The 20,800-nt window shown below is 31.9% G+C and carries 21 protein-coding genes and 2 pseudogenes; 17 read left to right on the forward strand and 6 right to left on the reverse strand.

Going from position 1 to position 20,800, the window contains the following annotated elements:
* The 8 genes and pseudogenes from IDG65_RS06425 to IDG65_RS06460 all read left to right on the forward strand — a co-directional run.
* Positions 1–479, forward strand: a pseudogene (locus IDG65_RS06425) (transposase); the annotation flags it as partial.
* A gap of 165 nt (positions 480–644) precedes the next feature.
* Positions 645–812, forward strand: coding sequence for a hypothetical protein (locus IDG65_RS06430; protein ID WP_001789205.1), 168 nt, complete (start codon positions 645–647; stop codon positions 810–812).
* 54 nt (positions 813–866) lie between these two features.
* Positions 867–1,553, forward strand: coding sequence for a dethiobiotin synthase (bioD, locus tag IDG65_RS06435; RefSeq protein ID WP_001217920.1), 687 nt, complete (start codon positions 867–869; stop codon positions 1,551–1,553).
* Entirely contained in the window at positions 1,531–2,889 is a 1,359-nt protein-coding gene (gene bioA, locus IDG65_RS06440) for an adenosylmethionine--8-amino-7-oxononanoate transaminase (protein ID WP_001110077.1), read from the forward strand. The genes bioD and bioA overlap by 23 nt, the downstream gene beginning before the upstream one ends.
* Before the next feature lies 1 nt (position 2,890).
* Positions 2,891–3,898 carry a biotin synthase BioB gene (bioB, locus tag IDG65_RS06445; protein ID WP_001046645.1) on the forward strand — a complete coding sequence of 336 codons (1,008 nt, stop codon included), beginning with the start codon at positions 2,891–2,893 and terminating at the stop codon, positions 3,896–3,898.
* Positions 3,876–4,991, forward strand: coding sequence for an aminotransferase class I/II-fold pyridoxal phosphate-dependent enzyme (locus IDG65_RS06450; RefSeq protein WP_000971538.1), 1,116 nt, complete (start codon positions 3,876–3,878; stop codon positions 4,989–4,991). The genes bioB and IDG65_RS06450 overlap by 23 nt, the downstream gene beginning before the upstream one ends.
* Before the next feature lie 10 nt (positions 4,992–5,001).
* Positions 5,002–5,694: a 6-carboxyhexanoate--CoA ligase gene (locus IDG65_RS06455; RefSeq protein WP_000286887.1), complete on the forward strand. Its 693-nt coding sequence runs from the start codon at positions 5,002–5,004 to the stop codon at positions 5,692–5,694.
* Positions 5,695–5,704: 10 nt separating this feature from the next.
* Positions 5,705–6,172, forward strand: a complete 468-nt coding sequence (locus tag IDG65_RS06460) for a QueT transporter family protein (protein WP_000200948.1) — start codon at positions 5,705–5,707, stop codon at positions 6,170–6,172.
* 51 nt (positions 6,173–6,223) lie between these two features.
* On the opposite strand, the gene hlgB is transcribed toward IDG65_RS06460, so the two are convergent.
* The 4 genes and pseudogenes from hlgB to sbi form a co-directional block, all read right to left on the reverse strand.
* Positions 6,224–7,201, reverse strand: coding sequence for a bi-component gamma-hemolysin HlgAB/HlgCB subunit B (gene hlgB, locus IDG65_RS06465; RefSeq protein ID WP_001056916.1), 978 nt, complete (start codon positions 7,199–7,201; stop codon positions 6,224–6,226).
* A gap of 1 nt (position 7,202) precedes the next feature.
* Positions 7,203–8,150, reverse strand: coding sequence for a bi-component gamma-hemolysin HlgCB subunit C (gene hlgC / locus IDG65_RS06470; RefSeq protein WP_000916694.1), 948 nt, complete (start codon positions 8,148–8,150; stop codon positions 7,203–7,205).
* Between the two features lie 567 nt (positions 8,151–8,717).
* A pseudogene (hlgA, locus tag IDG65_RS06475) lies at positions 8,718–9,646 on the reverse strand (bi-component gamma-hemolysin HlgAB subunit A).
* A gap of 490 nt (positions 9,647–10,136) precedes the next feature.
* Complete coding sequence (sbi, locus tag IDG65_RS06480; protein WP_000792575.1) at positions 10,137–11,447, reverse strand: immunoglobulin-binding protein Sbi; 1,311 nt, start codon at positions 11,445–11,447, stop codon at positions 10,137–10,139.
* Between the two features lie 94 nt (positions 11,448–11,541).
* Between sbi and IDG65_RS06485 the strand changes: the two genes are divergently transcribed.
* From IDG65_RS06485 to IDG65_RS06495, 3 genes are all read left to right on the forward strand, one after another.
* A complete protein-coding gene (locus IDG65_RS06485; protein ID WP_001789935.1) occupies positions 11,542–11,646 on the forward strand; it encodes a hypothetical protein in 105 nt (34 codons plus the stop codon).
* A gap of 498 nt (positions 11,647–12,144) precedes the next feature.
* Positions 12,145–13,011 carry a cation diffusion facilitator family transporter gene (locus tag IDG65_RS06490; RefSeq protein WP_000019126.1) on the forward strand — a complete coding sequence of 289 codons (867 nt, stop codon included), beginning with the start codon at positions 12,145–12,147 and terminating at the stop codon, positions 13,009–13,011.
* 326 nt (positions 13,012–13,337) lie between these two features.
* Positions 13,338–14,024 (forward strand): 2,3-diphosphoglycerate-dependent phosphoglycerate mutase, encoded by a 687-nt coding sequence (locus IDG65_RS06495; protein ID WP_001125208.1) that lies wholly within the window; start codon positions 13,338–13,340, stop codon positions 14,022–14,024.
* A 153-nt stretch (positions 14,025–14,177) separates the two neighbouring features.
* Here the strand turns inward: IDG65_RS06495 and IDG65_RS06500 are convergent, their stop codons facing one another.
* Entirely contained in the window at positions 14,178–14,282 is a 105-nt protein-coding gene (locus IDG65_RS06500; protein WP_000762708.1) for a putative metal homeostasis protein, read from the reverse strand.
* A 173-nt stretch (positions 14,283–14,455) separates the two neighbouring features.
* Here IDG65_RS06500 and mdeA point away from each other — a divergent pair, with 173 nt between their 5' ends.
* The 4 genes from mdeA to IDG65_RS06520 all read left to right on the forward strand — a co-directional run bounded on the left by mdeA (position 14,456) and on the right by IDG65_RS06520 (position 18,223).
* Positions 14,456–15,895: a multidrug efflux MFS transporter MdeA gene (gene mdeA, locus IDG65_RS06505; RefSeq protein ID WP_000038949.1), complete on the forward strand. Its 1,440-nt coding sequence runs from the start codon at positions 14,456–14,458 to the stop codon at positions 15,893–15,895.
* Positions 15,896–16,015: 120 nt separating this feature from the next.
* Complete coding sequence (locus IDG65_RS06510) at positions 16,016–16,795, forward strand: transporter substrate-binding domain-containing protein (RefSeq protein WP_000825938.1); 780 nt, start codon at positions 16,016–16,018, stop codon at positions 16,793–16,795.
* Positions 16,776–17,495 carry an amino acid ABC transporter permease gene (locus tag IDG65_RS06515; protein ID WP_000479573.1) on the forward strand — a complete coding sequence of 240 codons (720 nt, stop codon included), beginning with the start codon at positions 16,776–16,778 and terminating at the stop codon, positions 17,493–17,495. The genes IDG65_RS06510 and IDG65_RS06515 overlap by 20 nt, the downstream gene beginning before the upstream one ends.
* Entirely contained in the window at positions 17,492–18,223 is a 732-nt protein-coding gene (locus IDG65_RS06520) for an amino acid ABC transporter ATP-binding protein (RefSeq protein ID WP_000615455.1), read from the forward strand. Before IDG65_RS06515 ends, IDG65_RS06520 begins: the two co-directional genes overlap by 4 nt.
* An 84-nt stretch (positions 18,224–18,307) precedes the next feature.
* Here the strand turns inward: IDG65_RS06520 and fmhA are convergent, their stop codons facing one another.
* The gene (gene fmhA / locus IDG65_RS06525) at positions 18,308–19,558 is read right to left on the reverse strand and encodes a FemA/FemB family glycyltransferase FmhA (protein ID WP_001012231.1); all 1,251 of its coding nucleotides are present in this window, start codon (positions 19,556–19,558) and stop codon (positions 18,308–18,310) included.
* Positions 19,559–19,812: 254 nt separating this feature from the next.
* Between fmhA and IDG65_RS06530 the strand changes: the two genes are divergently transcribed.
* Both IDG65_RS06530 and IDG65_RS06535 read left to right on the forward strand, forming a co-directional pair.
* Positions 19,813–20,175 carry a DUF4467 domain-containing protein gene (locus IDG65_RS06530; protein ID WP_000819843.1) on the forward strand — a complete coding sequence of 121 codons (363 nt, stop codon included), beginning with the start codon at positions 19,813–19,815 and terminating at the stop codon, positions 20,173–20,175.
* An 18-nt stretch (positions 20,176–20,193) separates the two neighbouring features.
* A complete protein-coding gene (locus IDG65_RS06535) occupies positions 20,194–20,793 on the forward strand; it encodes a DsbA family protein (RefSeq protein ID WP_000162810.1) in 600 nt (199 codons plus the stop codon).
* Positions 20,794–20,800 lie beyond the last annotated feature (7 nt).

Genomic DNA, 20,800 nt, shown 5'->3' on the forward strand with positions numbered 1-20,800 from the left:
ACTTAGTTGAAGAAAAAATAATACCAGAGATAAAAGAAGATGGAGATAGCGATTTAACAATAGAAGAAATAGATTTAATTGGTAGTCATTTAGATAAAGAAATCGAAGATTTAAATCATTCTATTGAAAACGAAGATTGTGCTCAAATTAGAAAACAGACCCGTAAAAAAAGAACTGAGATTAAGAAGTTCAAAAAGAAATTTGATGATTATTCCGAAAGAAAAAGTAAATATGAAGAACAAAAATCGATTCTTAAAGATAGAAATAGCTTTTCTAAAACTGATCATGATGCAACTTTTATGAGAATGAAGGAAGACCATATGAAAAACGGCCAACTTAAGCCAGGATACAATTTACAAATAGCGACAAATTCTCAATTTGTTTTATCCTATGACCTATTTCAAAACCCGACAGATACTAGAACTTTAATTCCATTTTTAACAATGATTCAAAATACCTTCGGTTATTTACCGGAGTATAAATCCCCTCACTAGGGCAATAGTGAGGGGATTTGGTGTATTTAGATGTTCAATTTATTATGTAACTAATTATATCATTGATGAACAAGGCGCTCAACGTAATATTACAATTAATGGATTGTTTCACAACATGGTAAAGCTAGGATGTCTTTTTATTAAGAAATAATGCAATTATTAATTTTAACTGACATATTTTATCGAATCGCTGTTTATATCTGCCCGAATTCCGTAAGAAGCCTTAGTCATTTCAATAGCAAGGTCAAAATTTTGCCAAAATTTATAGTTATACTGAGAAGTTTAAATTCATGTTTTCTTGAAAAACATGCGCCTTAAATGTAAACTTATTAATTATAAAAGTTTACATTCGGATTGAGGTGCTTATTTTTTATGAGGATTTTTATTACAAGTACGAATACTGATGTAGGCAAAACCTATGTTACAAAGCATTTATACCATGCTTTGAAAACACGTGGTCATCGTGTTTGTGTTTTTAAACCATTTCAAACTGAGGAACGCCAAGACGGGACATTTCCAGATTTAGAAGTATTTAAAAATGAATGTGATTTAAGCTATGACATAACGTCACTTTATACTTTTAAGCAACCTGTATCACCACACCTTGCATTTAAAATGGCAGATCAAATTTTTCTAAATAAGCAGCGTGTATTAGATAAGGTAAAAGTTTTAGATAAGGAATTTGATTTTATCTTAATTGAGGGGGCTGGGGGAATTGCCGTACCAATATATGAAGGTACAGATGATTTCTACATGACTAAAGATCTAATCAATGATTGTGCAGATTGTGTCATCAGTGTGTTGCCATCAAAATTAGGTGCTATTAGCGATGCCATTGTTCACCAAGATTATGTTAATCAGAATGTATCAGCGAGTAATTTTTTAATAATGAATCGCTATACAGACAGCTATATTGAAAAAGACAATCAAATGACGATTGGAAAATTAACAAATAAAACAGTCTATACATTTGAAGAACATGCCACGTATGAAAATTTCTCAGAAGCATTTTTAAAACAATTAATAGGAGTTAAAAATGAATTACACACAACAACTTAAACAAAAAGACTCAGAATATGTTTGGCATCCATTTACACAAATGGGTGTATATAGCAAAGAAGAAGCAATCATCATTGAAAAAGGAAAGGGTAGCTACCTTTACGATACGAATGGCAATAAATATTTAGATGGTTATGCATCGTTGTGGGTCAATGTGCATGGTCATAATAATAAATACTTAAATAAGGTAATTAAAAAGCAACTCAATAAAATTGCCCATTCTACGCTGCTAGGATCATCAAATATTCCGTCAATAGAACTTGCGGAAAAATTAATCGAAATCACGCCAAGTAATCTAAGAAAAGTATTTTATTCTGATACAGGCAGTGCGTCTGTTGAAATCGCAATAAAGATGGCATATCAGTATTGGAAAAATATTGATAGAGAAAAATATGCCAAGAAAAACAAGTTTATAACGCTAAATTACGGTTATCATGGGGATACGATTGGTGCGGTAAGTGTTGGTGGTATCAAGACCTTTCATAAAATATTTAAAGACTTAATATTTGAGAATATTCAAGTAGAAAGCCCATCTTTCTATCGCAGTAATTACGATACTGAAAATGAAATGATGACAGCTATTTTAACGAATATAGAGCAAATTCTAATTGAAAGAAATGATGAAATCGCAGGGTTTATATTGGAACCGTTGATTCAAGGTGCGACAGGCTTGTTTGTTCATCCTAAAGGCTTTTTGAAAGAAGTCGAGAAATTGTGCAAAAAATACGATGTCTTATTAATTTGTGATGAGGTAGCTGTTGGTTTTGGGAGAACTGGAAAGATGTTTGCATGTAATCATGAAGATGTTCAACCGGATATTATGTGTTTAGGTAAGGCGATTACAGGTGGCTACTTACCACTTGCAGTTACATTGACATCTCAAAAAATATACAATGCATTTTTAAGTGATTCGCATGGTGTGAATACCTTTTTCCATGGTCATACATACACCGGAAATCAAATCGTTTGTACGGTTGCATTAGAAAATATAAGACTTTATGAAAAACGTAAGTTATTGTCACATATTGAAACGACATCATCAACACTTGAGAAACAGTTACATGCGCTGAAGCGTCATCGAAATGTTGGTGATGTAAGAGGACGAGGCTTAATGTTTGGAGTTGAATTGGTTACAGATAAAGATAGTAAAACGCCGTTAGAAATTGAAAAAGTTGAACGTATTGTACGTAATTGTAAAGAAAATGGGCTAATGATTAGAAATTTAGAAAATGTCATTACGTTTGTGCCAGTGTTAAGTATGTCAAATAAAGAAGTGAAAACGATGGTACGTATTTTTAAAAAGGCAGTACATAACATTTTAGATAGGAAGTGTTAATATGAATTTGGCTAAACGCATATTACAAGGGGAACAATTAACAAAAGAGACTGTATTGAAAATTTATGAGGATACTAATATTGATACCTTAGATTTATTAAATGAGGCGTACATTTTAAGAAAACATTATTTCGGTAAAAAAGTAAAATTAAATATGATTTTAAATGCTAAAAGTGGTATATGTCCTGAGAATTGTGGGTACTGTGGACAATCACGAGATATTAAACAAAAACAGCGATATGCTTTAATTCCAGAGGAACAAATTATCGATGGAGCAAAGGTAGCACATGATAATCATATTGGAACATATTGTATTGTTATGAGTGGTAGAGGGCCGAGCGATAAAGAAGTTGATCATATTAGTAACACTGTAAGAACGATTAAATCTCAACACCCGCAACTAAAAATATGTGCATGTTTAGGATTAACGAATGACGAACAAGCTAAGAAACTTAAGTCTGCTGGTGTAGACAGATATAACCACAATATTAATACAAGTGAAAATTACCATGATAACGTCGTGACAACGCATAGTTATAAAGATAGAACAGATACGATAGAACTAATGAAAGCGAATAATATATCACCATGTTCTGGCGTGATTTGTGGTATGGGAGAATCTAATCAAGATATTGTTGATATGGCATTTGCTTTGAAAGAAATGGATGCCGACAGTATTCCGATTAATTTTTTACATCCAATTAAAGGTACAAAGTTCGGTAGCATGGATGATTTAACACCAATGAAATGTTTAAGAATCGTAGCATTATTCCGATTAATCAATCCTACGAAAGAAATTCGTATTGCTGGAGGAAGAGAGGTCAACTTACGTTCGTTACAGCCATTAGCATTAAAAGCGGCGAATTCAATATTTGTCGGTGATTATCTAATTACTGGTGGGCAACCGAACCAATTAGACTACGATATGATTAATGATTTGGGCTTTGAAATTGATTATGACACTTGTGAAAATAAGGAAAACAAGAATGATGTTTCAAGAGCAAATTGATTTATTACAACAGAAAGGGTTATATCGGTCGCTTAAATCGGTAGGGTATATAGATAGACAGTATATTGAAGTAGAAAATAAGCGATGTACGAACTATACATCTAATGATTATTTAGGATTAGGACAAATAGCGTTTGATAAGGATGATTTCGAAAGATTTATGCGGAAGTATAGTTATCACTTATCAAGTTCAAGATTAATTAGTGGAAGTTCGACAGCTTATGAAGAGATTGAAACAATGTTAGCAGGTTGGCTCGGATATAATGCATGTACTATCTTAAATAGTGGTTATGATGCTAATTTGGCGTTATTTAATATTTTCAAAAATACAAATTGTGTCGTGTTTTCAGATCAAGAAAATCATGCGAGTATTATTGACGGTATTAAGTTAAGTGGTTTAGAAAAAGTGATATATAAGCATCTAGATATTGCTGATTTAGAAAAAAGGTTAGCGGAATACCCTAATCAAAATATACAAAAAATAATCATATCTGATAGTGTATTTTCAACGAATGGCGACGTTGTGGACATTGGTCAATTAGTCTCATTAAAGCATAAATATAACGCAACACTGATACTCGATGTTTCACATAGTTTTGGAATAGAGAATTACTCGAATTATCAAGGCATAGATATACTCACTTCTAGTTTATCTAAAGCATGTGGTGCATACGGGGGTGTGATTTTAAGTTCAAATGATGTGAAGGATATGTTAATTAATCACGGTAGACCACTCATCTACTCAAGTAGTTTGCCAATTTATAATTTGTATTTTATAAAAAGAAATATTGAAAAGTTAATAAATGCTGATGATAGACGCACTAAATTAAATAGTTTGATTAAATATTTTAACCAAAAGTTAAAAACACTCAATGTTAATTATAATAGTTCAAACTCGCCGATTAAGTTTATTGAGTTTGATGACATAGAAGCGGCTAAGAACATTCATCAAACATTATTAAAGCATCATGTGTTTACAAGTTATTTAAGGTATCCAACTGTGACTAAGCCAATGTTAAGAATATCATTGTCGTATTTTCATACTGAACAAGATGTAGATAGGTTGTTTGAAATTTTGCATCAAGAAGATTGAGGTGATCGTCATGTATAGTATAAAAATGCGTTCTAGCAATCAAGATGTTCATATTAGTGGTGCTGAAACGATTTGTGAGTTTGACAAAATAGAACAGACGGTACGAAGGTTTTATAATAAAGGTTTTTTTCATGAAAATGGGCAACCGGATTTTCTCAATATAAAAATACAAAAAATCATGGAACCGATTCAACAAATAAAAGCATTACAAATTACTGAGGATGATAAAGCAAATCTCCAACATTTAACACAAGAATGTGGTGTCACTGAACAAGCGCTAAATCAAGGGATGACATATATTAAAAATGAAACGGTTTATACAGGAGCTATTATTCTATCTGCTATATCTGGTAAACGTTTAGATTCATTTGGACAAAGAGGGATTAGGGCAACGCATTTTTCGTTTGAAGATATAAATAATAAAGGTGATCTTAATGAAAGAGTGACTGATGCCTTAGCAATTGCTAGTTGTATCAATGCGCATCCATATGTCAAAGGAGAACTTTGTGTGTCCGATGACTTAACGTATACGACAGGTTATTTTGCCTCTGCTAAAATTGGTTACCATCGATTATTTGATATTAAACCAGTTAATACGAGATATGGAGGCAGAATAATATTTGTGGACGATCGTATTGATTTAAATCATTACATATCATTTTTAGAAAGCACACCGAAGCAAGTTGTTTATGAAACGGTATAGGGGTTTTAGTATGACATCAAAAGATATTACTCAAATTAGTGTCATTGCTGCGATTTTAACCATTTTGGCAGTTTTGAAAATACCATCCATTATACCAGGTTTAGATTTTCAATTATCTGCACCGGCAGCATTATTGATATTAGCTTTCTTTGGAATTAAAAAGTACTTTTTAGGTGGATTATTATCTAGCCTATTATTACTAGTATTTGGTGTATTTAATCCAATTAATGTGATTATCTCTATTATATTTAGAGTTATAGCTATTGCAGTTGTTTATTTATTGAAAATAAATGTACTATCATTAGTTTTAGCAAGTGTATTAGGCAGTTTGGTATCTAGGCTACTATTATCTATTATTTTAAATTTACCTGTGTGGGTAGTGTTATTAAACGCGATTCCAGGCGTAATATTCACTTTAATTGTAGCTATTCCTTTATATCTCACATTGAGAAAAAGAATGGCAGTCTTACTAAGATAATAAATCAAAACACGGTCGTCACAATTATTGTTGGCGACCGTGTTTTACTAGCTATTTATTGTTTTCAGTTTCTTTTGTACCTAACAATTTCACTTTGTGATTTTCCCAATCAATTTCATATGTTGATTTAAATGTTCTAGTTTTAAAGTTTTTATAATTTGCGCCTGCCCAGTAGAACCCATTCCAACGAATTTGGTATAAATCCATTTCACGTTGATAAGTTACTGTAATTTTAGATTTTTTAGCGCCATCTTGTCTGTGTGATAGTACGCTTAAAAATTCTGGATTGAAGTTACTTCTAGATAATAATGGCATTTGGTGTTGCGCTATGAAGTTTTGGCCTGCATATGAACTGCTTTGTCTACCAGCTAAGAAGATTTCATTGCCATATGTTGGATGGAAGCTATCTCGGCCATAGGGGCCCCAACCATTATTCATAATTTTATGTGCTTCTACACCCCAACCGACATTTTTATAATTTGTGTTGCGACTTAAAGTTGTTCTGTAACTTTCTTGTTTGTAGTTAATTGTTTCAGAAAAAGCAGTGTTTCCGTTAAGTCCACCAGATAAACCATTAGAGATACTGATGTCACCACCAAATGTGTATCCTAAAGTGTTTTGCACTTGAAATTCTTCATTTTGATTTTTAGGTGCATAGTCTACTACATTAACCGAATCATTAGATTGTGAACTGATAGACACATTGTATTTTGCACCCCAATATATTTTTGAAAAGTCATAGTCTTTAGGGTTTGGTCTTTCATAACCTGAGTTAATATTACCTGCAGCTTTAAGTACTAAAGTATCTTTATCATAACTTTTATCTTTGATGAAATTAAATGTTAAAATCTGTGAAATTTTGAATTTATCTGAATCTGCTGTAGCTGTAGTTTTGTATAAAGTAACTTTATCATCTACTTTTTTGACGCTAACTGGTGTGATTTTGCCTTCAGCATTAGCAGTACCAGAAAGTAATAATAATGCCATAGATGTAGCAACGGATGATTTGACTAATTTATTCATGTTCATATCAATTCTGTCCTTTCACTTTGATTTCGTGTGTCTTCCAATTGACTTCATATTTCACAGTGTAGTTTCTATTTTTAAATGCATTATGGACTCTGTGACCATCTAAATAACTGTTGCCATAATGTGTTGATCTTTTAATGGCATGAGTGACATCCATATTTCTTCCATAAGTGATTTCAAATTCGCTCGTGTCGCCTGAACCTTTTTCATGAGATACTGTTGCGATAAATGAAGGGTTAAATCCACTTTGCACAAGAGGTGGTAATTCGCTGTCTGGAACAAAATAATCTCTTGGATCTTTGCTATTTGGTTTGTATCCTACGAATAAATCACTATCAAATGCTGACTTTTGACCTGATGCAGTGACGAATGAATTCGCTTTGACACCCCATAAAACACTTTTTGAGTTTTGTTGTTCCACTTCACTGACATAATTTTGTTGTGTATAGCTAATCGATTTAGAGTAGTTAAAGGATCCATTACCACCGAGTGATGGGGCTGATTGGAAATTACCGCCGATATTGTATCCTAATGTCTGGCTCACATTTGTAGATTCAATTTTATTTTTCGGTAAATAATTGATTAAAGAAACATTTGGATCATTTGTTTTTAACCCAATATTATATTGGAAGGGCCAACGCATAGATTTAATATGATTTGTATTTTTATAGTTATAATATGTTGTTCGAGAGCTAATGAATCCTTGCATCTTTAGGATCAAAGCATCTTTGTTATATTTTTTATCCTTCACAAAGTCGAATTGGATATTTTGAGTCACTCCCCATTTATTACTTGTTTTATCTTCTGTCCTTTTGATAATTTCTACATCGTTTCCTTTACCGATGTCTTCAGTATCATTGGCAGCTTTAGCATTTTCTAATAACGGATTGGCAAGAGGGGCAAGTAAGCTTACAGATATAGTTGTAGCTAATATTTTATTTTTAAGCATAAGTTTCACTTTCTTTCTATAATTTTATTTAACTTAATTAAATAATAATATATTTTGAACGTTATTATAATTAACTGTTCATTAACAATTGACCATTATCAACTTTTTTTACAATGGCTTTAAAAATGTCATAATTCCGTTCGATTTAACCTTTTTTGTTTGGAATGCTAAAAGCTAATTTTGTGAGAAATATAGTTAATAAAACCTTGGTATTGTTGACAGTTGTAAACAATTTAAGGTAACCGATTGCACGAATGTTTTGCTTTCATTTTTAATTAATGTTTGTAAAATACAAATTGTGCTTTTTTACGATTTTTGATGAATCCATCTAAAAGTTAATTGTTTATTAACTTGAGAATATTAATTTAAGCTTTCAACTTAAATTGCTTCATTTGTATTATTTGTGTATCTACTATGGTGCGATACTTTGTTCTTATAAAAATCAGTTGTTATTATTAAATTTAATGTACGATAAAATAATTTAATGTTATGAGGCTGATTCAATATGTTAAAAAATCCTGAGACAAGTATGAAGTGTCCCAGGATTTTTTAAAATGATTGAACTGTTTACTTAGGTGTGATGCTTTTAATTTTTACTTCATGTGTTTTCCAGTTCACTTCATATTTAACTGTAACGTTTCGGTTTTTAAAAGCATCATGTTTTCTATCAACGGCTAAACGATGTCTTGTCACGTAAGCATATGTAGCATCCATGTTTCTGCCGTAAGTGATTTCAAACTCGCTTTTATCACCTTTACCTTTTTCGTGTGACAATGTTGTAATAAATGATGGATTAAAGCCACTTTGAATTAAAGGAGGTAGTTGATTATCTGGGACGAAATAGTCTCTTGCTGCTGGACCAGTTGGGTCTTGGGCAAATAAGTATTGATCATATGCAGATACTTGACCATTCGGTGTAACGAATGAATTTGCTTTCACTCCCCATTTAACACCTTTAGAGTTCTGACTTTCTACTTCAGTAACATAGTTTTTTTGATTATAACTAATTGTTTTAGAGTAGTTGAATGAGCCACTGCCTCCGATTGATGGCGCTGATTGGAAGTTTCCGCCGATATTATAGCCTAATTTTTGACTAACATCTGCTGAATCAATTTTATTTTTAGGAAGATAATTGATTAAATCAACATTAGAGTCTTTCGTTTTCAAACTGATATTATATTGAAATGGCCATATCATTCTTTTAATATATGGATATTTTTTAAGTCTGAATATGTTGTTCTAGAGCTGATGAAGCCTTGCATCTTAACAACTAGGGCATCTTTGTTATATTTTTTATCTTTTACAAAATCAAATTGAATGTTTTGAGTTATAGCTAATCGTTTGCTAGTAATGTCTTGTGTTCTTTTGATGATTTCTGCACCTTGCCCGATATCTTCTATCTTATTTTCTGCTTTAGAAATTTCTATAAATGGATTAGCTAAAGGGGCGATTAAACCAACTGCTAAAGTTGCTGTTAATATTTTATTTTTAATCATAGAAATCACTTTCTTTCTATTTAATTTTAAGTTCATATATATAATAATCTATTTGTAAGCGTTTTCGAATTAACTGTTCGTTAAAAGTTAATTACTATCAACATGTATTGAAGAGACATTTTTAGCATTGTTAAATGATGTTTTTGCATTATGTTATGTTTAGAAGATTTATTGGTCGCAGGCGTTTATATAGCGACATAACTATGTTTTGCAAGTCTTATTCTATTGAATTAATGTTTAATTAAGGTGCTTGAAGTGGAAGGGGAATGAATTGCGCAATAGTTTGTGAAAATTTGAAGTTAATAAAGTTGAGCTGATTCAACTAAATGATGAACTATTCGTTAACGATGTAAGGATTATTTAACAAGTTGCAGGTAAAAAAGTGGGCTGACAAGTAGCGAAGAAACATTTAATTGATGGAAAATGAAAAAAGAACCGTAGATTCGATTGAGAATCAACGGTTCTTTTTAATCACGGTTTATTACGAAAATTATTTAAAAAATGATGTAAAACTAGAGAAGATATTTTTGATTGATGTTGCTGTTTCAGCTGTAGTTATAGCAGCTTTAACTACTTTTGGATTTTGATAAAATGCATATAATACTTTACCTGTGTTTAAAGTTTCAGTTACATAGTTTCTTACTTGTGCATATGATTTAGATACATAATTTTTTTGATCTTCAACTTTTAATGGTTGGATGTATGATTTGTATCCATTACCAAAAACTGATAGTACAGTTTTATCTATTGTACCTTTATATTTAAAATATTTATCAGTGTAGTACTTTGCTGTATCATATTTTTCTTTATAGCTTTTATAAGTATCTGTTAAATACTTGTAACCATAGTTAAATGAATCTTTTAATGATTGGTAGTAACCTAATAATTTAGATTGAGGAACCTCAACTTTTGGCGATTGAATTTGAGGGACTTCAACTTTTGGTGATTCTGCTTTAGGTTTTTCAATTTGTGGTGATTGAATTTGAGGAGCCTCAACTTTTGGCGCCACTTTCTTTTCAGCATCTTTTTGAGCTACTAATGCGTCTAATTGTTTCTGTAAGTGCTTTTGTACATCCATAGGTGCTTTATTAACTTCACGTTGTGCTAAACGTCTGTTTTCAATTGAATCATTTTTTTGTAATTTAGTAATGGCATCGTTTGCTGATTTCACACGCTCATCATGACGAACGATCGCTTTTTCAATTGAAACTTTTTCTACAAAGCGGTTATTTTTATCACGTAAATCTTTAGGTAATTTTGAGTTAGCTTCATATGCTGCTGATTTATCGTGTGGTGCTTTGTTATCTTGGAAATCTTTAATTGCTTTATCCGCATTTTCAATATTTTGACGTTCTTTAGCTTTAGAAGATTGTACTGATTCTACCCAAACTTGTTGGCTTCTATCAGGGTTTTCTTTAATTTGTGCAATGTAATTATTTTTTTCTTGTTCAGTTAAGTTATCATTTTTAAGAACATTGTAAAAAGCGTTTTGTTGTGCAACACGTCGGTCTGGGTTCTTGCTGTCTTTAAGTGATTCAGAGAATACTTCTTGTGCACGTTCTGGGTGTTCGCGTAATGTTTTGATGTATTGGTTACGTTGTTCTTCTGTGATACCTTTTAGGTGTAATACTTGATAAAAAGCTTTTTGTTGATCTGTTACGTAGTTGTTTTGAGTTGTTTGGTGCTTAGTTGAAGTTTGTTGCGTGTTTTCACTCGCTTTTGCTTCCCCATTTGAAATCATTGTAGCTAAAGTAATTGTTGCTGCCCCAACTAGCAACTTCGAGATATATTTATTTTTCATGTGTATTCCCTTTCTTTTTACATATTAAATTTATTGTATGCTTTTAGAATTTATCACATGAGAATACAAATGGAAATTAACTAATTATTAACTAATGTTAACTAATAGATTAACTAGTGTTAACTATGTAAAAAAGCGTTTAATTCAGAACATTCAGCGTATTTTAAGTAAGGAAGTACTATATGGAGAAATGCAATAGTTTGCTAATAAATAGAGGAGAAAATTGTGTTTCGAAGAGAGTTTGGTAGAGTAGAAATCTCATTTGATTTGTCACTGATGCACTTTTTCTTCTATATAATTAGGTCACGACATTAGATAGCTTCGCAACTAATGCATAGGGTCCCAACATAGCAACTTTCGAGGCGAAAGTTCACAAACAGGGAGAGTTGGGCGCCTTTCTAACAAATAAATTTGAAGAAGACGAAGGAACGCAGTTGGACGTAAAACGTCAACTGCATAAGCCTTTCTAGCTCATAAAATTCGCAGAAAATAAAGGAACGCATTAGATAGCTTCGCTACTAATGCATAAGCCTTTCTAGCTCATAAAATTCGCAGAAAGGCTAAAAAATATTTTTAGGGGTTGCGAATGAATAAATTAGTTTTATTTTATAAAAATTTATAAAAATTAAAAACGTTGTAAAATTAAAATAAATCATTCATAATATTGTTACTATACTAATTCAAGGTGGTTCAACGCATGTCTCATAATGAAAATCTTAAATTGGCGCAACGCGGTGCTTATTTGAGTTTGATTGTATATATAATCTTATCTATTGTTAAGTATGTCACAGGTTTTGTCTTTAACTCTGCAGCTGTAAGAGCCGACGCATTAAACAATATGACAGATATTATCGTTTCTTTAGCTGTTATTATTGGATTGAAAATTTCAATTAAACCTGCCGATCGAAATCATCCTTATGGCCATTTGAAGTCTGAAAATATTTCTTCATTATTGGTGTCATTTGTCATTATGTTTGTAGGTATCCAAGTAGTTATTCAAAATGCACCTCGTTTGTTCAAAGAAGATGACGTTGTACCTAACGCAATAACAATTATCGTCAGCTTAATCAGTGGTCTTGTAATGTTGATTGTATTTGCAGTCAATCAAAGACTAGCGAAAAGAACGAAAAGTAGTTCTTTAAATTCTGCCGCCAAAGATAATTTATCAGATAGTTTAGTCAGCATTGGAACGGCGATAGGATTAATTTTTACGCAAATCGGTTTCCCAATTGTCGATATTATTTTAGCAACATTGCTAGGCTTACTAATCGTTTATACTGGTTTTGGTATTTTTAAAGAAGCAATTTTTATGTTGAGTGATGGTTTCAATGAAACTGAATTAGAAGCGTATCGCAATGATATTTTAGAAGTTGATGAAGTACAAGAAGTTAAAAGTATTAAAGGGCGTTACCATGGAAGTAGTGTGTTTATTGATGTCACAATTGTTGTAGATGCTAACCTTTCCTTAGTAGCAGCGCATCAAATTTGTGACAATGTCGAACATCATTTGCACAAAAAAGGTATTTCCTCAGTATACGTTCACCCAGAACCAGACCATCTATAATGTATTTAAACGTCTTCATAGATATATAAATATCTGAGGAGGCGTTTTTATTACATTTATTTTTAGGTGCACCTAAAAATATTTTTTAAACCTTAGAAAAATGGCGAACAAAGGTGTATAATATGATTTGTTATTAGGTGGTTATTGATTCATTTATGAATTAAAAAATGAAAATGGGGAATAGGATTTATGTATTTAATGTTTAGTGATAATTGATTTAATCATTGAATTTTAAAACATATTGAAAAGAAAATTGCTAAGATTAAATCATCTTAAAATATCCCTGAAATAACGTCCTAAAGATTAAAGGAAAGAGGTTATAAGTTATGCCAAAATTAATTTTATGTCGTCATGGACAAAGCGAGTGGAATGCTAAAAACTTATTTACTGGATGGGAAGATGTTAATTTATCTGAACAAGGTATTAATGAAGCGACTAGAGCAGGTGAAAAAGTAAGAGAAAATAACATTGCCATCGATGTAGCTTTTACATCGTTATTAACACGTGCTTTAGATACAACGCATTATATTTTAACTGAATCTAAACAACAATGGATTCCTGTATATAAAAGCTGGCGTTTAAATGAACGCCACTATGGTGGATTGCAAGGCTTAAATAAAGATGATGCTAGAAAAGAATTTGGAGAAGAACAAGTACATATTTGGCGTCGTTCTTATGATGTGAAACCGCCTGCTGAAACCGAAGAACAACGTGAAGCTTACTTAGCTGATCGTCGATATAATCATTTAGATAAACGTATGATGCCTTATTCTGAAAGTCTGAAAGATACTTTAGTTCGAGTGATACCATTTTGGACAGATCATATTTCACAATATTTGCTAGATGGTCAAACGGTATTAGTTTCTGCACACGGAAATTCAATTCGAGCATTGATTAAATATCTTGAAGATGTGTCAGATGAAGATATCATTAATTATGAAATTAAAACAGGTGCACCGCTTGTTTATGAATTAACCGATGATTTAGAAGTTATAGATAAATACTACTTATAAAAAAAGAGCTGCATGTACACAAGGAGTGAGTGTATATGCAGCTCTTAAATATGTGAAGTAATGTAAGGAAATAGTTAAGTATAGAGTTTATATTAACGAGCTAGGGATACTCGAAAATATAGTTAGACATACAATATAGTCAAATTAAAACAATTATTTCGCTCTTTTGTGTTGCTTAATAATCTTTAAAGCACGCTTTCTTGTTTTAATGTTAGGGCTATTTAAATTACGACGAGCAGTCTGTAAATCTAATTTCATCTCTATCCCTCCTTGTAAATATATTATGACCGATAACTACTCATATGTAAATAGTAATGATTACGTTTTAAAGAAATTGTAATAAAGTCGTGCTAATTTTTTTGAAAATGGGTATAATTACCGGATATCTAAAAATGTGTGTCGTTTTTTAGATGGTGAGGGGGAAGCTTTAAATGTCGAAGAAACAAAAATTAACGATGATTATTACTATGCTGATGGGTGGATTTTTTGGATTATTAAATGAAACACTATTAGTGACGGCTTTACCAAGTATTATGAAAGATTTTGAAATTTCATATACACAAGTTCAATGGCTGACAACAGCTTTTTTATTGACTAATGGGATTGTTATTCCTTTGTCCGCGCTTGTTATACAACGTTATACAACAAGACAAGTGTTTTTAGTGGGTATTTCTATCTTTTTCTTAGGTACATTACTCGGCGGTTTGAGTCCACACTTTGCAACATTATTAGTTGCTAGAATTATTCAGGCGTTAGGTGCTGGAATTATGATGCCTTTAATGATGACAACGATTTTAGATATTTTTCAACCGCATGAGCGTGGTAAATATATGGGCATATTTGGCCTCGTTATTGGTTTAGCACCAGCTATTGGACCTACTCTTTCAGGTTACCTTGTTGAATATTTTAACTGGAGATCGCTTTTCCATGTTGTCGCTCCAATTGCAGCTGTGACATTTTTAATTGGATTTAAAACGATAAAAAATGTTGGAACTACAATTAAAGTACCTATTGATTTTATTTCTGTCATTTTTTCTGTACTAGGTTTCGGCGGGTTATTGTATGGAACGAGTTCAATTTCGGAAAAAGGTTTTGATAATCCTATCGTATTAGTTTCGATGATTGGAGGCGTTGTTTTAGTCGCATTATTTGTATTACGTCAATATCGGCTATCAACACCATTATTAAATTTTGCAGTATTTAAAAATAAACAATTTACAGTTGGTATCATTATTATGGGTGTCACAATGGTATCAATGATTGGTTCGGAAACGATTTTACCAATTTTTGTGCAAAATTTATTGCATCGTTCAGCTTTAGATTCTGGGTTAACTTTATTACCAGGAGCAATTGTTATGGCATTTATGTCGATGACTTCAGGTGCCTTATATGAAAAGTTCGGTCCAAGAAAATTAGCTTTAGTCGGTATGGCAATCGTTATTATTACCACTGGTTACTTTGTTGTAATGGATGAACAGACATCGACAATTATGTTGGCAACGGTTTATGCGATTCGAATGGTTGGTATCGCCTTAGGTTTAATTCCTGTTATGACGCATACAATGAATCAATTAAAACCTGAAATGAACGCACACGGTTCATCTATGACAAACACAGTACAACAAATTGCTGGTTCTATCGGAACAGCTGCATTAATTACTATTTTATCTCATGCAAGCAAAAACTTTTCTCCAACTATGTCAGACTATAATGGCATGAACAAAATTGAGATGATGAATCAAATTAAAGTTGATACGATGTTACATGGTTATCACGCTGGATTTTTATTTGCACTATTGATTACAGTGATTAGTTTCTTTTGTTCATTTATGTTACAAGGAAAGAAAAAAGAAGTTGATTCACATCAATAAATATAAGTTGCTAGCTATATAAAGCTTTTTAGCAAAAGTTCAACATATTGACTTATCCGGCATTTCAGATTAAAATATTTTTATTCCGATTAGAATAATAAGAATAAGGAGATATATTCTATGAAAAGACTTTTATTTGTGGTGATAGCTTTCGTTTTCATATTAGCTGCATGTGGGAACAATTCGTCTAAAGACAAGGAAGCTAGTAAAGATAGCAAGACAATTAATGTTGGTACTGAGGGGACTTATGCACCATTTAGTTTCCATGATAAAGATGGTAAATTAACTGGTTACGATATTGATGTTATTAAAGCAGTAGCTAAAGAAGAAGGTTTAAAACTTAAATTTAATGAAACTTCTTGGGATTCTATGTTTGCAGGTTTAGACGCAGGGCGTTTTGATGTAATCGCGAACCAAGTGGGTATTAATCCTGATAGAGAAAAGAAATATAAATTTTCTAAACCTTACACATTCTCAAGTGCTGTTTTAGTTATTCGTGAAAATGAAAAAGATATTAAAGATTTTGATGATGTTAAAGGTAAGAAGTTAGCACAAACATTCACATCTAATTATGGTAAATTAGCTAAGGATAAAGGTGCTGATATTACAAAAGTTGATGGCTTTAACCAATCAATGGATTTATTATTGTCTAAGCGTGTTGATGGTACATTTAATGACAGTCTGTCATACTTAGATTATAAAAAACAAAAACCTAATGCTAAGATCAAGGCAATCAAAGGTAACGCTGAACAAAGTAAATCTGCATTTGCATTTTCTAAAAAAGTGGATGACGAAACAGTTCAAAAATTCAATGATGGCTTGAAAAAAATCGAGGAAAACGGTGAATTAGCTAAAATAGGTAAGAAATGGTTTGGTCAAGATGTTTCTAAATCTAAATAGTGAACAACTACATGCACTTGATGCCGCAAAACAAGCTTTTGGGCCTATGCTCGAAGGTCTGGTGAAATATTCAATTCCGATTACCCTCGTAACATTTGTATTAGGGTTAATCATTGCATTATTTACAGCATTGATGCGCATTTCAACGAGTAAAGTTTTAAGAAGTATTGCACGTGTCTATGTATCTATTATTCGTGGGACACCTATGATAGTACAATTATTTATCATCTTTTATGGTATTCCAGAATTAGGTAGATTATTAACTAATGATGCAGATAATCAATGGACATTGGCGCCTGTGGTCGCTGCCATTATTGGTTTGTCATTAAATGTAGGTGCATATGCTTCAGAAATTATTCGTGGCGGTATTATTTCTATACCAAAAGGACAAACAGAAGCTGCATATTCTATCGGTATGACATATCGTCAAACGATACAGCGCATCATTTTACCGCAGGCAATTCGAGTATCTATACCTGCACTAGGTAATACATTTTTAAGTTTAATCAAAGATACATCATTACTAGGATTTATTTTAGTGGCTGAAATGTTTAGAAAAGCTCAAGAAGTTGCGTCTACAACATATGAATATTTAACAATTTATGTGTTAGTTGCGCTAATGTACTGGGTGGTATGCTTTATTATTTCAATAATCCAAGGTATCTACGAATCTTATATTGAAAGAGGGTATCGCTCATGATTCAATTGAACAATATCCATAAATCATTTAATGATGTTGAAGTCATCAAAGGTATTGATTTATCTGTTGACAAAGGTGAGGTTGTAACCTTAATTGGCCGATCTGGGTCAGGTAAAACAACGTTGTTACGAATGATTAATGCGTTAGAAATTCCAACTGAAGGTACAGTATTTGTTAACGGCAAAACATATACATCTAAAGATAAAAAATCACAAATAGAAGTTCGTAAACAATCTGGTATGGTATTTCAAAGCTATAATCTTTTTCCGCATAAGACGGCATTAGAAAATGTAATGGAAGGTCTTATTACAGTTAAAAAGTTGAAAAAGGCTGAAGCTCGTGAGAAATCTCTAGAATTACTTGAGAAAGTTGGTTTGACACATGTCAAAGATCAACGACCACATGCATTATCAGGTGGTCAACAGCAACGTGTTGCCATTGCGAGAGCATTAGCTATGAATCCTAAAGTGATGTTGTTTGATGAACCAACATCTGCACTTGATCCTGAACTTGTGAATGATGTGTTAAAGGTGATTAAAGATTTAGCGAATGAGGGCATGACAATGGTCATTGTGACACATGAAATGCGTTTTGCTAGAGAAGTATCTAATAACATTGTATTCATTCATGAAGGTGTAATTGGAGAACAAGGGGCACCTGAAGAGATTTTTAACAATCCAAAAACTGAAGAACTAAAACGTTTTTTAAATGTTATTAATGAAGAATAAACAAATAGAACCACGAATCTTGTTTGATTACGGCGAAGATGCCACTAGCAAGATTCGTGGTTTTTGATGTTACAGCATAAACTGTTAACGGCGTTTATGTTTTAAGTATGTTTGTAATTTGTAAAGCATAGGTTTGATTGGTTTAATAAAATCACCAATATATTCTTCGACGTGTGCGTTAAATCCTTTTTTGAATTGTTGTACGCCATAATCTTCTGATGACTCTGAAAAGTCACCGGTAATACCATAGAAATTATAGCGATCAATATGATGCGCTTTAGCAAACTTAATCATTTCCCACTGCAAATGGTAGGCACCCATATAAGCATTATATTTAGGGTTTGAACCACTAGATAAGTAATAAACTTCATGCTCATTGTAGATAAACAAAGCAGAAGCTAAGTTCAACACTGCACCATCTTGTTCAATTTGTTCTATTGTATTATCAATTTTTCGCTTATTACTGCTTAACTGTTGTTCTAACTGTGTTCGTTTCGTTTTATTTTTCTTTGAATTCGGACTTTCTTCCAATGCCTCTTCAACACCTGAGAGCTCAGCAGCTAATTGCTGTTGTTTCAATTGTAATGTTTTCAAATAATCATTTAAATCGATATAAGCTAACTTTAACATGGCGTGATCACCATATAGTTTTTGCATTTCTTCAAAGTATGGTAACTCACGGAATTTGAAACCGTGCTTTTCCTCAGCCATATGGAATAAGTCGAAAAAGGTTTGCGTTTCATCAATCGTTAACGTTTTAGTTTTGACACCAATATCATATGTTTTTTTAATATTACGTCTCGTTTGATAATCCATTTCTTTTAAAAGTTGGTCTTCAGTCTTATCTTTTAAATCTAACACTGACAGCCAACGGATTTGGCTCATTGAATCATAACCTACAGGGAAACCTTGGTGTTTATAACCTAATTTATCCATTGTTCTAACAAATGCTCGGTTATCATAAGACTTAACAATTTCACCGTCTGCATTGCGTAAATTTTCAATTAAATATGGATCTACAAGGACATATAAACAATTTTGTTTCTTTAAATATGACGTTAATGCTTTAAAGAAAAATGCTACTAATGATTGATTTGTATAATCCATCACTGGCCCGCGATGTGTATAAAAATATTTGAAAAATTTAAGTGTGCGTGCTTCTGTCAATAAGCATCCTGCAATCACTTGACCATTGTCATCTTTAACCCCTACAAGATGCACATCGCCTTTTAAATCAACTCTATGATTGTAATGAATAGCTGATTGTGTGTAATGTGAAAAATGCTTTGTTGTAAACGCATTGAACTCATCCGAAGTCAATGTTACAAAGTTCATTTTATCCCATCCCTCTCTGAATTGAACTGTAATTTTTGAATTTATTTATAATGCTATTTTTTTATTTTATCAAAAACTGATTGTAAATACACATAGAAAATGAAATATATTTTTCTTTGACTATACATAACTGTTATTTCTTTGGATATTTATATTAAATGCATTGGTAGTAGTTGTAGCGCATTGATGTTTGACGGTGTATAGTATTAATTATATTGAAAGTTAGTTGGAAGTTGATAGTAGGAGTGGGAGCATTGAAGCGATTTGTGGCGACGGTATTATTATTACTAGTCTTTATATCAGGATGTGGTAATGATAAATATGTGAAAGAAATAGATGAAGCAGTTAAAATTCAAAATCAAAAACAAGAACAACTTGCCAAAAAAGGCAACGGTGATCGTGTTGATCATTTTGAACGCAAAGATGCTAATATTTATGTCTATGATAAGGATAAAATTATCATTTTAGCTTATAAACCTTTGAGTAATGATGATGAAGTGCATTATTATGCATATGATTTTAGTGATAAACGTGTATCATATAAGCAAGATTTTGATTCGAGACGATATTATCAACAACATGATGCGGATTATCATGAAGAAAATATGACGAACTAGATATGAACAGGAGTTATTATGACTAAAAAATTACTAACATTATTTATAGTGAGCATGTTAATTTTAACAGCTTGCGGTAAAAAAGAATCAGCAACGACATCTTCGAAAAACGGCAAACCATTAGTTGTCATATATGGCGACTATAAATGTCCTTATTGTAAAGAATTAGATGAAAAAGTCATGCCAAAGTTGCGTAAAAATTATATAGATAATCACAAAGTGGAATACCAATTTGTCAATTTAGCTTTCTTAGGTAAAGACTCAATTGTTGGTTCGCGTGCGAGTCATGCAGTATTGATGTATGCACCTAAATCATTTTTAGATTTTCAAAAGCAATTATTTGCTGCCCAGCAAGATGAAAATAAAGAATGGTTAACAAAAGAACTATTAGATAAACATATTAAACAACTGCATTTAGATAAAGAGACGGAAAATAAAATTATAAAAGATTACAAGACAAAAGATAGCAAGTCTTGGAAAGCTGCAGAGAAAGATAAAAAAATAGCTAAAGATAATCATATAAAAACGACACCAACTGCATTTATTAATGGCGAGAAAGTTGAAGATCCATATGATTATGAAAGTTATGAGAAGTTATTAAAAGATAAAATCAAATAGTCTTAAT

Source organism: Staphylococcus sp. EG-SA-17 (assembly GCF_017151845.1).
Lineage (GTDB): Bacteria > Bacillota > Bacilli > Staphylococcales > Staphylococcaceae > Staphylococcus > Staphylococcus aureus.

Coding starts and splice junctions, on each gene's coding strand:
- IDG65_RS06430 (WP_001789205.1), top strand. CDS start 645: ATGCAATTATTAATTTTAACTGACATATTTTATCGAATCGCTGTTTAT.
- bioD (WP_001217920.1), top strand. CDS start 867: ATGAGGATTTTTATTACAAGTACGAATACTGATGTAGGCAAAACCTAT.
- bioA (WP_001110077.1), top strand. CDS start 1,531: ATGAATTACACACAACAACTTAAACAAAAAGACTCAGAATATGTTTGG.
- bioB (WP_001046645.1), top strand. CDS start 2,891: ATGAATTTGGCTAAACGCATATTACAAGGGGAACAATTAACAAAAGAG.
- IDG65_RS06450 (WP_000971538.1), top strand. CDS start 3,876: ATGATGTTTCAAGAGCAAATTGATTTATTACAACAGAAAGGGTTATAT.
- IDG65_RS06455 (WP_000286887.1), top strand. CDS start 5,002: ATGTATAGTATAAAAATGCGTTCTAGCAATCAAGATGTTCATATTAGT.
- IDG65_RS06460 (WP_000200948.1), top strand. CDS start 5,705: ATGACATCAAAAGATATTACTCAAATTAGTGTCATTGCTGCGATTTTA.
- hlgB (WP_001056916.1), bottom strand. CDS start 7,201: ATGAACATGAATAAATTAGTCAAATCATCCGTTGCTACATCTATGGCA.
- hlgC (WP_000916694.1), bottom strand. CDS start 8,150: ATGCTTAAAAATAAAATATTAGCTACAACTATATCTGTAAGCTTACTT.
- sbi (WP_000792575.1), bottom strand. CDS start 11,447: ATGAAAAATAAATATATCTCGAAGTTGCTAGTTGGGGCAGCAACAATT.
- IDG65_RS06485 (WP_001789935.1), top strand. CDS start 11,542: ATGTTAACTAATAGATTAACTAGTGTTAACTATGTAAAAAAGCGTTTA.
- IDG65_RS06490 (WP_000019126.1), top strand. CDS start 12,145: ATGTCTCATAATGAAAATCTTAAATTGGCGCAACGCGGTGCTTATTTG.
- IDG65_RS06495 (WP_001125208.1), top strand. CDS start 13,338: ATGCCAAAATTAATTTTATGTCGTCATGGACAAAGCGAGTGGAATGCT.
- IDG65_RS06500 (WP_000762708.1), bottom strand. CDS start 14,282: ATGAAATTAGATTTACAGACTGCTCGTCGTAATTTAAATAGCCCTAAC.
- mdeA (WP_000038949.1), top strand. CDS start 14,456: ATGTCGAAGAAACAAAAATTAACGATGATTATTACTATGCTGATGGGT.
- IDG65_RS06510 (WP_000825938.1), top strand. CDS start 16,016: ATGAAAAGACTTTTATTTGTGGTGATAGCTTTCGTTTTCATATTAGCT.
- IDG65_RS06515 (WP_000479573.1), top strand. CDS start 16,776: ATGTTTCTAAATCTAAATAGTGAACAACTACATGCACTTGATGCCGCA.
- IDG65_RS06520 (WP_000615455.1), top strand. CDS start 17,492: ATGATTCAATTGAACAATATCCATAAATCATTTAATGATGTTGAAGTC.
- fmhA (WP_001012231.1), bottom strand. CDS start 19,558: ATGAACTTTGTAACATTGACTTCGGATGAGTTCAATGCGTTTACAACA.
- IDG65_RS06535 (WP_000162810.1), top strand. CDS start 20,194: ATGACTAAAAAATTACTAACATTATTTATAGTGAGCATGTTAATTTTA.